Source organism: Streptomyces sp. NBC_01224, from assembly GCF_036002945.1.
GTDB lineage: Bacteria > Actinomycetota > Actinomycetes > Streptomycetales > Streptomycetaceae > Streptomyces.
The window spans coordinates 2,483,131-2,498,587 of the sequence record NZ_CP108529.1; the positions used below are offsets into that span (position 1 = coordinate 2,483,131).

Here is a 15,457-nt window from a genome sequence, read left to right on the forward strand (position 1 = left end):
TGGGAAGCCCAAACTTGTCCGGTCACACGCCTGTTCCTGGTCGTTCCTGCCCGAAGTCGGCCCTCGTGTACCCGGCACCGAGACCGAGCGTCTAGCCTGGCTAGGCGAATCGAAGCGGCGAGAAACGGGCACAGGACTCGGGGAAGCGACGAGACACCATATGGGGAGTGCTGTGATCACCGCGCGCGCGGCTGCCACCTTCGACCCGGTCGGGCGCTCCGTCGCGACCGCCCGTGCCTTTGTCCGTGACACCCTCCAGGGGTGGGGATACACGGATGTCGTCGACGACGCCGTCGTCCTCACCAGCGAGCTCGTGACCAACGCGGTGGTGCACGCAGGCACCGCCGCGGACGTGCTCTGCCTGCGCACAGAGGACGGCGTCCGGATCGAGGTCTCCGACCACTACCCGGAACGCGAGATCCCCCTCCAGAGCACGGGTCTGCACTTCGGCAGCCCTGACCGTGAGAACGGCCGCGGACTGCTGCTCTGCGCGGCGCTCGCTTCCCGGTGGGGCGTCGAGTATTCGCCCACCCATAAGCATGTCTGGTTCCAGCTCGATCTTCCCGAGCGCCCTGTGGGAATCCGCTCCGCCGGCCCCCTGCTCCCGGTCGGCCTGCTCCCGGTCGCCGACGAGCGCGTGCGGGTGGCCGTCGTCCAGATCGACAGCACCGGTTCCATCGCCGCCTGGAACGAGGACGCCGCGTTCCTCTTCGGATACGCCGCGGACCAGGTCACCGGTAAGCAACTCACCGACTTCACCGCCTGGCCGCAGACGCCCGGCACCAACACCGGCATCGTGGACGCACTGCAGCTCTCGCGCTGGGAGGGCAGTTACGGAATCCGGGGCGCCGACGGCCGCACCATCCCCGTCTACGCCTCGCATCTCCGGGTCCGCGACACCCACGGCGAACCGTCCACGGTCTGTCTGCTCGTCCGCGACTACGAACGTGCCGTGCTCCAGTCCCCGGTACGCACACCGGTCTCCGACGCGAACGCCGAGAGCCACAAGACGGACCCGTTCGAGATCTTCATCGGCTCCCCCGCCCCCGACGACCTCGACGGCCTGCTCCAGCGCACGGTCGAGCGGGCGCGCGACATGCTCGACGCCGATTCGGCCTTCCTGCTGCTGGCCACGGACGACGAAACGGAACTGGAGGTACGGGCCACGACCGGTCTTCCCTCCGCCCGCCAGCGTTTCGCCCGGGTTCCGGTGGAGGCCGGTACCGGACGTTACGGCTCCGCCCGGATGCCCGCCGTCCACGAAGACCTCGACAACGTGCCTGGCGCCGTTCCCCTGCTCGGCGGCACGGGGATGCGCTCCGTCGTCACCGTCCCGCTGAAGGTCGAGGGTCGCCTCACGGGCTCGCTGGGTGTCGCCGCGGAAGCAGCAGGCCGCTACTCCAACGAGGAGGCTCTACGCCTCCAATTCGCCGCGGACCGCATTGCGCTGGCCGTCGAATCGGCCCGTCTGGGCGAGCTGGAACGCCTGCGCCGCGGTTCCCTCTCCTTCCTCGTCGAGGCCTCCGACCTGCTCGCGGGCACCCTCGACCGCGACCAGACCCTGGCGCTGATGGCCCAGATGACGGTCCCCACCCTGGCCACATGGTGCGCCGTCTACACGATCGCGGACCAGTCCTCGGAGCCGTATCTCTCCTATGTCCTGCACGAGGACGAGGAGCTCATCGACGGCCTCAAGGCCCTGCTCTCCAAGATCGCTCCTCCGGACCCCGTGCCGACCCCAGGCGCCCGTGTCTGGGCGGCCCCGTCGGAGGCCGCCCACCAGGCAGCTCTGCGCACCTCGATGCGTACGCTCGGCCTCGGCGAACCCGGCGGGCTCGGCTCCGGCATCCGTACGACGCTCGCCACCGCGGCCGCGGTGGGCGGGGAGACGGTGGTCCTGCCACTCGTCGCCCGAAACCGCGTCATCGGCATGCTCACGCTCGGGAAGCCCTCCGACGACCACTTCCGCCAGGAGATCCTGGAACTGGCCGAGGACCTCTCCCGCCGCGCCGCCCTTGCCCTCGACAACGCCCGCCTCTACTCGGAGCGCATGGCGATCAGCCAGTCCTTGCAGCGCAGCCTGCTGCCGCCGGGGCTGCCCGAGGTCCCCAATGTCGAGATCGAGGTCATCTACCGCGCGGCGGGCGAGGGCAACGAGGTCGGCGGCGACTTCTACGACGTCTTCCCGATCCGCGACGGCGCCTACGGCTTCGCCATCGGTGACGTCTGCGGTACGGGCCCGGAGGCCGCGGCCGTCACGGGCCTCGCCCGCCACGCCCTGCGCCTCCTCGCCCGCGAAGGCTTCGGCGGCCCGGCCGTTCTGGAGCGCCTCAACGCCGCCATCCTGGACGAAGGCGCCCGCAGCCGCTTCCTGACCCTCCTGTACGGGGAGCTGTGGCCCCAGGAGGACGGCAGCGCGCTCCTGAAGGTGGTCTGCGCGGGGCACCCACTGCCGTTGCGCCTGCGCCAGGACGGCTCGGTGGAGTCGGCGGCCGAACCTCAGCCCCTGCTGGGCGTCATCGAGGACCTCGAACTGTACGAGCAGACGGTGACCCTCGCTCCGGGCGATGTCCTGCTGTGCGTGACCGACGGCATCACGGAACGCCGTGAGGGCACCCGCATGCTCGGCGACGACGGTCTGGCGGACGTCCTGGCCACCTGTACCGGCCTCACGGCCGGCGCGGTGGCAGCACGCATCCTGCGGGCAGTCGAACGCTTCGCCGCCGAGCCGGCCTCCGACGACATGGCCATCCTCGCCATGCGCGTCCCTGAACCGCCCACCACCTGACCGCACTTCATCGGGCCGAAGGCTCCGAAACACTCTGGCCCATGGATGCAGAGACGAACAGTCCATCAGCGCGCTCCGGCATGCGATCGAGCTCGGCGTGCACCACATCGACACCGCCGCGTTCTGCTTCTCGTCGCTGCGGTTCGCCAGGAACTGATCAACCAGGCGCTCACCCCGCAACACTTCGGTGCCCTGTCCGAGTTCCGCAACGCCGGCCTCATCTGCCACGCCCGGGCCATCCGGTGGTGTGCATCCAGAACCGCTACGGCCTCGACTCCCGCAACGCGGGCACGGACGATGTTCTGCGGCTCCGTGGAGAGCAGGGCACCGCGTTCGTCCCCCTTCTTCTCCGTCGTCGGCGAGGGACGCAAGGAGAGCGCAAACACCACGGGCGCCAACGACGACGAGCTGCTCGCCATCGCCCGCGCACATGGCGCGACGGTGGCGCAGGTCCGGCTGGCCTGAACGCTGCATCAGGCCCTCACATACTGGCCAGACGAATTCGCCCGTCTCCATTCGCACCACACCGACGGGCAGTGAGCGCGGAAGCATCGGAACATGCGAAAGGCCCCCGCCGAGTGGCGAGGGCCTTTCATCTTGCCTGAGCCCCAATGCGGAATCGAACCGCAGACCTTCTCCTTACCATGGAGACGCTCTACCGACTGAGCTATTGGGGCCTGCTGCGCTGTGGCAACGAGGTAAAGCATACCCTGAACTCAGGGGTACTCAGAACCACTGGCCACACAAGATTCTGACGGACTCTCACCGGACCCCGCCGCCCCTCGCGCCACGACGCATGCGTGGCCCACGCCTGCCTCGTCCCGAGCCGGCCAGCCGTACACGCGGGTGAACGCAGAAAAGCCCCGCACCAGAGGTGCGGGGCTTTCCCGTAAAAGAAGTTCGGCGGCGTCCTACTCTCCCACAGGGTCCCCCCTGCAGTACCATCGGCGCTGAAAGGCTTAGCTTCCGGGTTCGGAATGTAACCGGGCGTTTCCCTAACGCAATGACCACCGAAACACTATGAAATTAACCAACACCGGAAAACAACACGGCCGTTCGTTATTTCAGAACTAACACAGTGGACGCGAGCAACTGAGGACAAGCCCTCGGCCTATTAGTACCAGTCAGCTCCACCCGTTACCGGGCTTCCACATCTGGCCTATCAACCCAGTCGTCTACTGGGAGCCTTAACCAATCAAGTTGGTGGGAATACTCATCTCGAAGCAGGCTTCCCGCTTAGATGCTTTCAGCGGTTATCCTTTCCGAACGTAGCCAACCAGCCATGCCCTTGGCAGGACAACTGGCACACCAGAGGTTCGTCCGTCCCGGTCCTCTCGTACTAGGGACAGCCCTTCTCAATATTCCTACGCGCACAGCGGATAGGGACCGAACTGTCTCACGACGTTCTAAACCCAGCTCGCGTACCGCTTTAATGGGCGAACAGCCCAACCCTTGGGACCGACTCCAGCCCCAGGATGCGACGAGCCGACATCGAGGTGCCAAACCATCCCGTCGATATGGACTCTTGGGGAAGATCAGCCTGTTATCCCCGGGGTACCTTTTATCCGTTGAGCGACAGCGCTTCCACAAGCCACTGCCGGATCACTAGTCCCGACTTTCGTCCCTGCTCGACCCGTCGGTCTCACAGTCAAGCTCCCTTGTGCACTTACACTCAACACCTGATTGCCAACCAGGCTGAGGGAACCTTTGGGCGCCTCCGTTACTCTTTAGGAGGCAACCGCCCCAGTTAAACTACCCATCAGACACTGTCCCTGATCCGGATCACGGACCCAGGTTAGACATCCAGCACGACCAGAGTGGTATTTCAACGGCGACTCCACAACCACTGGCGTGGCTGCTTCAAAGTCTCCCACCTATCCTACACAAGCCGAACCGAACACCAATATCAAACTGTAGTAAAGGTCCCGGGGTCTTTCCGTCCTGCTGCGCGAAACGAGCATCTTTACTCGTAGTGCAATTTCACCGGGCCTATGGTTGAGACAGTCGAGAAGTCGTTACGCCATTCGTGCAGGTCGGAACTTACCCGACAAGGAATTTCGCTACCTTAGGATGGTTATAGTTACCACCGCCGTTTACTGGCGCTTAAGTTCTCAGCTTCGCCGACCCGAAAGTCAGCTAACCGGTCCCCTTAACGTTCCAGCACCGGGCAGGCGTCAGTCCGTATACATCGCCTTACGGCTTCGCACGGACCTGTGTTTTTAGTAAACAGTCGCTTCTCGCTGGTCTCTGCGGCCACCCCCAGCTCACCGAGTAAATCGGATCACCAGTGATGGCCCCCCTTCTCCCGAAGTTACGGGGGCATTTTGCCGAGTTCCTTAACCATAGTTCACCCGAACGCCTCGGTATTCTCTACCTGACCACCTGAGTCGGTTTAGGGTACGGGCCGCCATGAAACTCGCTAGAGGCTTTTCTCGACAGCATAGGATCATCCACTTCACCACAATCGGCTCGGCATCAGGTCTCAGCCTTAACGTGTGACGGATTTACCTACCACACGGCCTACACCCTTACCCCGGGACTACCACCGCCCGGGCTGGACTACCTTCCTGCGTCACCCCATCGCTTACCTAGTACAAGTCTGGTTCGTCGGCTCCACCACTACCCTCAACTCCGAAGAGATCGGGCCGGCTTCACGGACTTAGCATCGCCTGATTCAGTATTGGGCGTTTCAAAGCGGGTACCGGAATATCAACCGGTTGTCCATCGACTACGCCTGTCGGCCTCGCCTTAGGTCCCGACTTACCCTGGGCAGATCAGCTTGACCCAGGAACCCTTAGTCAATCGGCGCACACGTTTCTCACGTGTGTATCGCTACTCATGCCTGCATTCTCACTCGTGAACCGTCCACAACTCGCTTCCGCGGCTGCTTCACCCGGCACACGACGCTCCCCTACCCATCCACACAGGCGTTAGCCCTTAATGTATGAATGACACGACTTCGGCGGTACGCTTGAGCCCCGCTACATTGTCGGCGCGGAATCACTTGACCAGTGAGCTATTACGCACTCTTTCAAGGGTGGCTGCTTCTAAGCCAACCTCCTGGTTGTCTCTGCGACTCCACATCCTTTCCCACTTAGCGTACGCTTAGGGGCCTTAGTCGATGCTCTGGGCTGTTTCCCTCTCGACCATGGAGCTTATCCCCCACAGTCTCACTGCCGTGCTCTCACTTACCGGCATTCGGAGTTTGGCTAAGGTCAGTAACCCGGTAGGGCCCATCGCCTATCCAGTGCTCTACCTCCGGCAAGAAACACACGACGCTGCACCTAAATGCATTTCGGGGAGAACCAGCTATCACGGAGTTTGATTGGCCTTTCACCCCTAACCACAGGTCATCCCCCAGGTTTTCAACCCTGGTGGGTTCGGTCCTCCACGAAGTCTTACCTCCGCTTCAACCTGCCCATGGCTAGATCACTCCGCTTCGGGTCTTGAGCGTGCTACTGAAATGCCCTATTCGGACTCGCTTTCGCTACGGCTTCCCCACACGGGTTAACCTCGCAACACACCGCAAACTCGCAGGCTCATTCTTCAAAAGGCACGCAGTCACGACCGTTGCTCCGAAGAACAACAGCGACGCTCCCACGGCTTGTAGGCACACGGTTTCAGGTACTATTTCACTCCGCTCCCGCGGTACTTTTCACCATTCCCTCACGGTACTATCCGCTATCGGTCACCAGGGAATATTTAGGCTTAGCGGGTGGTCCCGCCAGATTCACACGGGATTTCTCGGGCCCCGTGCTACTTGGGTGTCTCTCAAACGAGCCGTTAATGTTTCAGCTACGGGGGTCTTACCCTCTACGCCGGACCTTTCGCATGTCCTTCGCCTACATCAACGGTTTCTGACTCGTCTCACAGCCGGCAGACCGTGAAAGAGAGATCCCACAACCCCGCATGCGCAACCCCTGCCGGGTATCACACGCATACGGTTTGGCCTCATCCAGTTTCGCTCGCCACTACTCCCGGAATCACGGTTGTTTTCTCTTCCTGAGGGTACTGAGATGTTTCACTTCCCCTCGTTCCCTCCACACTGCCTATGTGTTCAGCAGCGGGTGACAGCCCATGACGACTGCCGGGTTTCCCCATTCGGACACCCCCGGATCAAAGCTCGGTTGACAGCTCCCCGGGGCCTATCGTGGCCTCCCACGTCCTTCATCGGTTCCTGGTGCCAAGGCATCCACCGTGCGCCCTTAAAAACTTGGCCACAGATGCTCGCGTCCACTGTGCAGTTCTCAAACAACGACCAGCCACCCATCACCCCACCCCGAAAGGCGAGTTCACTGGGACCGGCAACTGAAGGCAACCTTGCGGCCGTACCCTCAGATACCCAACAACGTGCCCGACACAACCGATCCCTTCCCACGTTCCACGCCGAAGCAGTACTAGTGAAAAACAACCTGTCGTGCCGAATAGTCAACGTTCCACCCATGAGCAACCACCGCCGAACATTTGCCGACGTAGTGGCCTCTGACCGAGCAAGCCCGGTAAGAAGTGCTCCTTAGAAAGGAGGTGATCCAGCCGCACCTTCCGGTACGGCTACCTTGTTACGACTTCGTCCCAATCGCCAGTCCCACCTTCGACAGCTCCCTCCCACAAGGGGTTGGGCCACCGGCTTCGGGTGTTACCGACTTTCGTGACGTGACGGGCGGTGTGTACAAGGCCCGGGAACGTATTCACCGCAGCAATGCTGATCTGCGATTACTAGCAACTCCGACTTCATGGGGTCGAGTTGCAGACCCCAATCCGAACTGAGACCGGCTTTTTGAGATTCGCTCCGCCTCGCGGCATCGCAGCTCATTGTACCGGCCATTGTAGCACGTGTGCAGCCCAAGACATAAGGGGCATGATGACTTGACGTCGTCCCCACCTTCCTCCGAGTTGACCCCGGCAGTCTCCTGTGAGTCCCCATCACCCCGAAGGGCATGCTGGCAACACAGAACAAGGGTTGCGCTCGTTGCGGGACTTAACCCAACATCTCACGACACGAGCTGACGACAGCCATGCACCACCTGTACACCGACCACAAGGGGGGCACCATCTCTGATGCTTTCCGGTGTATGTCAAGCCTTGGTAAGGTTCTTCGCGTTGCGTCGAATTAAGCCACATGCTCCGCTGCTTGTGCGGGCCCCCGTCAATTCCTTTGAGTTTTAGCCTTGCGGCCGTACTCCCCAGGCGGGGAACTTAATGCGTTAGCTGCGGCACCGACGACGTGGAATGTCGCCAACACCTAGTTCCCAACGTTTACGGCGTGGACTACCAGGGTATCTAATCCTGTTCGCTCCCCACGCTTTCGCTCCTCAGCGTCAGTAATGGCCCAGAGATCCGCCTTCGCCACCGGTGTTCCTCCTGATATCTGCGCATTTCACCGCTACACCAGGAATTCCGATCTCCCCTACCACACTCTAGCCTGCCCGTATCGACTGCAGACCCGGGGTTAAGCCCCGGGCTTTCACAACCGACGCAACAAGCCGCCTACGAGCTCTTTACGCCCAATAATTCCGGACAACGCTTGCGCCCTACGTATTACCGCGGCTGCTGGCACGTAGTTAGCCGGCGCTTCTTCTGCAGGTACCGTCACTTTCGCTTCTTCCCTGCTGAAAGAGGTTTACAACCCGAAGGCCGTCATCCCTCACGCGGCGTCGCTGCATCAGGCTTTCGCCCATTGTGCAATATTCCCCACTGCTGCCTCCCGTAGGAGTCTGGGCCGTGTCTCAGTCCCAGTGTGGCCGGTCGCCCTCTCAGGCCGGCTACCCGTCGTCGCCTTGGTAGGCCATCACCCCACCAACAAGCTGATAGGCCGCGGGCTCATCCTTCACCGCCGGAGCTTTCAACCCCGTCCCATGCGGGACAGAGTGTTATCCGGTATTAGACCCCGTTTCCAGGGCTTGTCCCAGAGTGAAGGGCAGATTGCCCACGTGTTACTCACCCGTTCGCCACTAATCCACCCCGAAGGGCTTCATCGTTCGACTTGCATGTGTTAAGCACGCCGCCAGCGTTCGTCCTGAGCCAGGATCAAACTCTCCGTGAATGTTTTCCCGTAATCGGGACACACATCACGAGAGCGGAACGATCAGCCGGAATAAGACCGATCGTTCACAGCGTCCTCGCTGTGTAAATTGCCTACCGGAACCGTGAGGCCCGGCAGGACTTTCAAAGGAACCACCAACCTGCCGAAACAGGCCGGGGTATCAACATATCTGGCGTTGACTTTTGGCACGCTGTTGAGTTCTCAAGGAACGGACGCTTCCTTTGTACTCACCCTCTCGGGCTTTCCTCCGGGCTTTCCCTTCGGTCTTGCGTTTCCGACTCTATCAGACTCTTTCGTGTCCGATTCCCGGTCGAAACGGGTTTCGCTTTCCAGTTCTTCGCTTTCGCGTTTCCCTTTCCGGCGGTTCCAACCTTACCAGATTCCTTTTCGTTCCGTTTCCGGTCCGAATTTGAATTCCGATGGCCTTTGGAGTGGCCTTGCCTTTCGGCGGATCCGACTTTATCAGAAGTTCCGAGTCGGAATTCCCGCTCCGTTCGGGATGCCCACTGCACATGAGCGTGCGCGGTGCTTCCCGGTCAGGCGGAGCCGTAAACGTACTGGAGCGGGGCGCCCCGATGCAAATCGGGGGCCCCGCTCCGGAGTTCGCGACTGTCGGGGTCAGACCTCGACGACGACGGGAAGGATCATCGGTCGCCGGCGGTAGGTGTCGGAGACCCACTTGCCCACCGTACGGCGGACCAGCTGCTGGAGCTGGTGGGGCTCCATCACGCCGTCCTGGGCGGACCTGTTGATCGCTTCCTCGATCTTCGGCGCGACGGCGCTGAATGCCGAGTCGTCGATGCCGGAGCCGCGGGCATGGATGTCCGGTCCGCCCGTGATCTTTCCGGAGGAGCTGTCGACCACGATGAAGACGGAGATGATGCCCTCCTCGCCGAGGATGCGACGGTCCTTGAGGGAGGTCTCGGTGACATCGCCGACCGAGAGGCCGTCGACGTATACATAGCCCGCCTGGACCTTGCCGACGATCTTGGCCTTGCCGTCGATGAGGTCGACGACCACGCCGTCCTCGGCGATGACGATGTGGTCCTTGGGTACACCGGTGAGGGCGCCCAGTTCGGCGTTGGCCCTGAGGTGGCGCCATTCGCCGTGGACCGGCATCAGGTTCTTCGGCTTGCAGATGTTGTAGAAGTACAGCAGCTCACCGGCCGAGGCATGGCCCGAGACGTGGACCTTGGCGTTGCCCTTGTGGACGACGTTGGCGCCCCAGCGGGTCAGGCCGTTGATCACGCGGTACACCGCGTTCTCGTTGCCCGGGATCAGGGACGACGCAAGGATCACCGTGTCGCCCTGGACGATGCGGATCTGGTGATCGCGGTTGGCCATACGGGACAGTGCGGCCATCGGCTCGCCCTGGGATCCCGTGCAGACCAGCACGACCTCGTCGTCCGGCAGGTCGTCGAGGGTCTTGACGTCGACCACCAGGCCCGCCGGCACCTTCAGATAGCCGAGATCACGGGCGATGCCCATGTTGCGGACCATCGAGCGTCCGACGAAGGCGACCCGGCGGCCGTATTCGTGTGCCGCGTCGAGGATCTGCTGGATGCGGTGCACATGGCTGGCGAAGCTCGCCACGATGATGCGCTTCTGGGCATTGGCGAAGACCGTGCGCAGAACGTTGGAAATGTCCCGCTCGGGCGGTACGAAACCGGGGACCTCCGCATTGGTCGAGTCGGAGAGGAGAAGGTCGATGCCTTCCTCGCTCAGCCGGGCGAACGCGTGCAGGTCGGTGAGCCGGCCGTCCAGCGGGAGCTGGTCCATCTTGAAGTCACCGGTCGCGACGGCCATGCCCGCAGGCGTGCGGATGGCTACCGCGAGAGCGTCCGGGATGGAGTGGTTGACCGCGATGAACTCGCAGTCGAAGACGCCGATGCGCTCGCGCTGGCCTTCCGCGACTTCGAGGGTGTACGGGCGGATGCGGTGCTCCTGGAGCTTCGCCTCGATCAGCGCGAGGGTCAGCTTGGAGCCGATGAGGGGGATGTCCGGCTTCAGTCGCAGCAGGTACGGGACACCACCGATGTGGTCCTCGTGACCGTGCGTGAGGACGATGCCCTCGATGTCGTCGAGACGGTCCCGGATCGTGGTGAAGTCCGGCAGGATCAGGTCGATTCCGGGCTGCTCTTCCTCCGGGAAGAGAACTCCGCAGTCAACAATGAGCAGGCGGCCGCCATACTCGAAGACCGTCATGTTGCGGCCGATTTCGCCGAGGCCGCCGAGCGGGGTGACCCGGAGGCCGCCCTTCGGGAGCTTCGGCGGGGTGCCGAGTTCGGGATGCGGATGACTCAAAAGACTCTCCTTACCACGCGCGCCACGTACCGCTTGGGCACGTGGCGCGCATGTCATTCGTGCACTTGCTGTTGTCTGTGTTGTCACTCTTGCGAGTGTTCTTCGCTTATTCAGTTGTGAAGTCTGTGGTTACAGCTCTACCCCACCGGCGGCGAGATCGATCTTGAGCTGCGCCGTTTCCTGTGCGGTGAGTTCCACCAGGGGAAGTCGCAGAGGGCCTGCGGGGAGGCCCTGGAGGGCCAGCGCGGCCTTGGTGGTGATGACGCCCTGGGTACGGAACATGCCGGTGAAGACCGGCAGGAGCTTCTGGTGGATCTCCGTGGCCTTCTGAACGTCGCCGCCGAGATACGCCTCGATGAGGGCGCGCAGATCGGGGGTGACGACATGGCCGACGACGGAGACGAATCCGATGGCCCCGACCGAGAGAAGCGGCAGGTTCAGCATGTCGTCGCCGGAGTACCAGGCGAGGCCGGACCGGGCGATGGCCCAGCTGGCGCGGCCGAGGTCGCCCTTGGCGTCCTTGTTGGCGACGATGCGCGGGTGCTCGGCAAGCCGTACCAGCGTCTCTGTGTCGATCGGCACACCGCTGCGGCCCGGAATGTCGTAGAGCATCACCGGCAGACCGGTGGCGTCGGCGATGGCCGTGAAGTGGCGGAAGATGCCTTCCTGCGGCGGCTTGTTGTAGTACGGCGTCACCGCGAGGAGGCCGTGAGCACCGGAGCGTTCGGCCGTGCGGGCGAGCTCGATGCTGTGGCGGGTGTCGTTGGTGCCGATGCCGGCGACGACGTGGGCCCTGTCTCCCACTGCTTCCAGTACGGCCCTTACGAGCTGGTCTTTCTCCGCGTCGCTGGTGGTCGGGGACTCGCCGGTGGTGCCGTTGATGATCAGGCCGTCATTGCCTGCGTCCACCAAATGGGCGGCGAGCCGCTGGGCACCGTCGAGGTCGAGTGCACCGTCCGCCGTGAAGGGCGTGACCATAGCGGTGAGGACCCGCCCGAAGGGGGTCTGCGGAGTGGAGATCGGAGCCATGGGTAACACGCTACTCGTTGCTCAGCGCCCAATGCCCCCTCGGGGGGACACACATTAGGAGCCCGGCACTGCCTGCTCGGGGGTTCAAGCAGTGCCGGGTCCGTTTGATCAGCCTAGATGAACTTCACGAAACGCCGCAATACGGACACCGCTTACGGGGCTACACGTCCGTTCTTGTTGAAGGCTGCATGGGTGAGCGGCATGAGCCGGGCCCAGTGCTCCTCCATCTGCTGGCCGACCATCTCGATTTCCCGCTGCGGGAAGGACGGCACCTTCGCCAGCTCGTGCTGGGTGCGCAGGCCGAGGAAGTGCATCAGCGAGCGGGCGTTGCATGTGGCGTACATCGAGGAGAACAGGCCGACGGGGAGCACCGCGCGGGCGACTTCACGGGCCACTCCTGCGGCGAGCATCTCCTGGTACGCCTCGTACGCCTGGCGGTAGGAGTCCTCCATGATGCGGCCGGTGAGCTCCTGCTGGGCCTGGGTGCCCTCGACGAATTCGTACTTGCCGGGGCGGCCCTGCTGGACGAGCTTGCGGGACTCCCCCGGAACGTAGAAGACCGGTTCCAGCTCCCTGTAGCGGCCCGATTCCTCGTTGTACGACCAGCCGACGCGGTGGCGCATGAACTCGCGGAACACGAAGATCGGGGCGCTGATGAAGAAGGTCATCGAGTTGTGCTCGAACGGGCTGCCGTGCCGGTCGCGCATCAGGAAGTTGATGAGCCCCTTGGAGCGCTCAGGGTCCTTGGTGACCTCCTCCAGGGACTGCTCACCGGCCGTGGAGACACGGGCCGCGAACAGGACGTCGGAGTCGCCTGCGGCGTGTTTCACCAGGTCAACGGTGACATCACTGCGGAAGCTGGGCTTTACGGGCTCGGGGGTCTCGGTCACCGGCGGGGTCCTTCCAATTGCGTCGCTCGGGCGGCGCCCACTCTACGGGCCGCCGCTGACAACGAGGGCCGGAAGGGTCGTGCAGGGATTTCTTCGACGAATTCGGCGATTCGGGGCACCGAACGGGTCTGCCGTACGTCTGACCCGGTAGCAGCATCCGTAACAGAGTTCAAGGAGAGCTTCCTCATGTTCCGCCGGCGTGAATCCGTCCCGTTCTCGTTCGTAGCCGAGGCCGACCGATTCCGCAGTAACGTCACCCCGCCCCCGCGGGAGCGCACCACCGTCTCCCAGCTGGCCGGCCGTTCCCTTGTCGGGCTGACGGTCGTCGCAGGTCTCGTCGGGTCGCTGATCCTCGGCCTGCCCGCTCTGAGCCCCACCCAGGGGCCGTCGCACGCCCAGCAGACCGAAGCTGCCCACGGGCGCTGACTCCTACGGGCCCCCTGGGGTGGTCTGGTCGGCGGCCTCCTCGGTAGCCTCACCGGGCACAGCAATCGAGCGTGCTTGTGAGTGAGGATCAGTCGTGCCCCTGCCCTTTCTGACGGCCGACCGCGCGTTTGACGCGAGCGCTGAGGACATCGCGCTGCCGTTCGACGACCACGACAGCTGGCGGCGTCCGTACCGCCCAGGACCCTGGCGGGTTGCGGCTGCGGCCTCCCTGCTGCTGCTCGCGTCGTTCATCCTGCTCGCGGGGATGATCATCGTGTTCGCCGGGGCGGTGCCGGGCGCCGCCGCATGTCTGGTGCTCGCCGTCGTGGTCATCGGCTGCGCCCTGCGGCTGTTGCGGGTCGGCGCCTGGGTGAGCCGTCACGGCGTGCGCCGGATCTCCTTCTTCACGACGACGACCGTGCCGTGGAACCGTGTCGAGGCCGTCCGTACGGTGCAGCAGCCGGTGAGGTGGCTCGGGTTTCCCCGCACCGTGCAGGGGCAGGCGTTGATCGTCGTACGCCAGGGGGGCGAGGCTATTCCGCCCCTGCTCACCGACAGCAACGCGGATTTCCTGGCGCGGGGTGAGGCGTTCGACCGTGCGGCCGACACGGTCGAGGCGTGGGGGGACGAGTATCGGCGGGGCTGAGGCGTCCGGCTACCGGGGCCGCCCGGTAGCCGTTTTGTCCTCAGGCGCCGGACGGGCTCGATGATTCGGTCGGACAGCCCGTCGGCCCGGGTCAGGGCGTGCTGGGCCGGGTGGGCTTCGTATGCAGGGCGATGGCGCGCTGCATGGCCTTTCGGGCGCGGGGGGTGTCCCTGGCGTCCTGGTAGGCGACGGCCAGGCGGAACCAGCAGCGCCAGTCGCCCGGCGAGTCCTCGGTCTCCTCCCGGCGACGTGCGAACACGGCGTCGGCCGAGGCGCGGTCGATGCGTCCGGACGGGGTGCGGACCAGCTCGTCGACCGGCAGGCCGCCCTCCGCGTCCAGTTCCGCGGCCAGCGCGTTGGCTCGCGCCACGAACTGGGTGTTCTTCCAGAGGAACCAGATACCGATCACCGGCAGGATCAGCACCGCGACCCCGAAGGTGACCGTCAGCAGCGTGCCGTGCCGGATGAGCAGGACGCCACGGCTGCCGACCAGGGCGAAGTAGAAGACCAGGACGGCAGCGGTGACGAAGTAAGTGATCTTTGCGCGCATGGCAGGGCTCAGTCAGTTCAGGTCGAGGAAGTGTTCCAGGCCGAACGTGAGGCCGGGAGTGGTCACCACGCGGCGTGTGCCGAGCAGGATGCCCGGCATGAAGCTGCTGTGGTGCAGGGAGTCGTGGCGGATGGTGAGCGTCTCGCCCTCACCGCCGAGCAGCACTTCCTGGTGGGCCAGGAGACCTCGGAGCCGGATCGCGTGGACCGGGACTCCGTCCACGTCCGCGCCGCGGGCGCCGTCCAGGGCTGTGGTGGTGGCGTCCGGCTGCGGGGCGCAGCCGGCCTTCCTCCGGGCCTCTGCGATCAGCTGGGCAGTGCGGGTGGCGGTGCCCGAGGGGGCGTCGGCCTTGTTGGGGTGATGCAGTTCGACGACCTCGACGGACTCGAAGTAGCGGGCGGCCTGCTCCGCGAACTTCATCGTGAGGACCGCGCCGATGGAGAAGTTCGGCGCGATGAGCACACCGGTCTCCGGGGAGCCGGAGAGCCAGGTGTTCAGCTGCGCGAGCCGTTCGTCGGACCAGCCCGTCGTACCGACGACGGCGTGGATGCCGTGCCGGATACAGAAGTCGAGATTGCCCATCACCGACGCGGGGGTGGTGAGCTCGACGACGACCTGGGCGCCGGATTCCGCGAGGGTCTCCAGCTTGTCGCCACGCCCCAGGGCGGCCACCAGCTCCATGTCGTCGGCGGCCTCGACGGCTCGTACCGCCTCGGATCCGATACGGCCCTTGGCGCCGAGAACGGCCACGCGCAGCTTGCTCATTGGTCTGCTTCCTTAA

9 protein-coding genes, 1 tRNA gene and 3 rRNA genes are annotated in these 15,457 nt (G+C 64.0%); 4 read left to right on the plus strand and 9 right to left on the minus strand.

What is annotated here, in order from left to right:
- Nucleotides 1-172: 172 nt before the first annotated feature.
- Both OG609_RS10450 and OG609_RS46170 read left to right on the plus strand, forming a co-directional pair.
- Complete coding sequence (locus OG609_RS10450) at nt 173-2,788, plus strand: SpoIIE family protein phosphatase (protein ID WP_327272563.1); 2,616 nt, start codon at nt 173-175, stop codon at nt 2,786-2,788.
- A gap of 312 nt (nt 2,789-3,100) precedes the next feature.
- Nucleotides 3,101-3,253 carry a hypothetical protein gene (locus OG609_RS46170; RefSeq protein ID WP_385656294.1) on the plus strand — a complete coding sequence of 51 codons (153 nt, stop codon included), beginning with the start codon at nt 3,101-3,103 and terminating at the stop codon, nt 3,251-3,253.
- Nucleotides 3,254-3,392: 139 nt separating this feature from the next.
- On the opposite strand, the gene OG609_RS10460 is transcribed toward OG609_RS46170, so the two are convergent.
- From OG609_RS10460 to thyX, 7 genes are all read right to left on the minus strand, one after another.
- A tRNA-Thr gene (locus OG609_RS10460) sits at nt 3,393-3,465 on the minus strand.
- 221 nt (nt 3,466-3,686) lie between these two features.
- Nucleotides 3,687-3,803 (minus strand): 5S ribosomal RNA (rrf, locus tag OG609_RS10465).
- A gap of 79 nt (nt 3,804-3,882) precedes the next feature.
- A 23S ribosomal RNA gene (locus OG609_RS10470) occupies nt 3,883-7,007 on the minus strand.
- Between the two features lie 298 nt (nt 7,008-7,305).
- Nucleotides 7,306-8,831: ribosomal RNA gene (locus OG609_RS10475) — 16S ribosomal RNA — on the minus strand.
- Together the 16S, 23S and 5S rRNA genes with 1 tRNA gene alongside form the textbook arrangement of a ribosomal RNA operon.
- A gap of 618 nt (nt 8,832-9,449) precedes the next feature.
- Nucleotides 9,450-11,135 carry a ribonuclease J gene (locus OG609_RS10480; RefSeq protein ID WP_327272564.1) on the minus strand — a complete coding sequence of 562 codons (1,686 nt, stop codon included), beginning with the start codon at nt 11,133-11,135 and terminating at the stop codon, nt 9,450-9,452.
- A 129-nt stretch (nt 11,136-11,264) separates the two neighbouring features.
- Nucleotides 11,265-12,164 carry a 4-hydroxy-tetrahydrodipicolinate synthase gene (gene dapA, locus OG609_RS10485; RefSeq protein WP_327272565.1) on the minus strand — a complete coding sequence of 300 codons (900 nt, stop codon included), beginning with the start codon at nt 12,162-12,164 and terminating at the stop codon, nt 11,265-11,267.
- 152 nt (nt 12,165-12,316) lie between these two features.
- Nucleotides 12,317-13,054: an FAD-dependent thymidylate synthase gene (thyX, locus tag OG609_RS10490; protein WP_327272566.1), complete on the minus strand. Its 738-nt coding sequence runs from the start codon at nt 13,052-13,054 to the stop codon at nt 12,317-12,319.
- A gap of 186 nt (nt 13,055-13,240) precedes the next feature.
- On the opposite strand from thyX, the gene OG609_RS10495 reads away from it, so the two are divergent.
- Nucleotides 13,241-13,480 carry a hypothetical protein gene (locus tag OG609_RS10495; RefSeq protein ID WP_327272567.1) on the plus strand — a complete coding sequence of 80 codons (240 nt, stop codon included), beginning with the start codon at nt 13,241-13,243 and terminating at the stop codon, nt 13,478-13,480.
- Nucleotides 13,481-13,574: 94 nt separating this feature from the next.
- Nucleotides 13,575-14,126, plus strand: coding sequence for a hypothetical protein (locus OG609_RS10500; RefSeq protein WP_327272568.1), 552 nt, complete (start codon nt 13,575-13,577; stop codon nt 14,124-14,126).
- Between the two features lie 91 nt (nt 14,127-14,217).
- Here the strand turns inward: OG609_RS10500 and OG609_RS10505 are convergent, their stop codons facing one another.
- Together OG609_RS10505 and dapB are read right to left on the minus strand one after the other, a co-directional pair.
- Complete coding sequence (locus tag OG609_RS10505) at nt 14,218-14,676, minus strand: tetratricopeptide repeat protein (protein ID WP_327272569.1); 459 nt, start codon at nt 14,674-14,676, stop codon at nt 14,218-14,220.
- A gap of 12 nt (nt 14,677-14,688) precedes the next feature.
- Complete coding sequence (dapB, locus tag OG609_RS10510) at nt 14,689-15,441, minus strand: 4-hydroxy-tetrahydrodipicolinate reductase (protein ID WP_327272570.1); 753 nt, start codon at nt 15,439-15,441, stop codon at nt 14,689-14,691.
- Between the last annotated feature and the right edge of the window lie 16 nt (nt 15,442-15,457).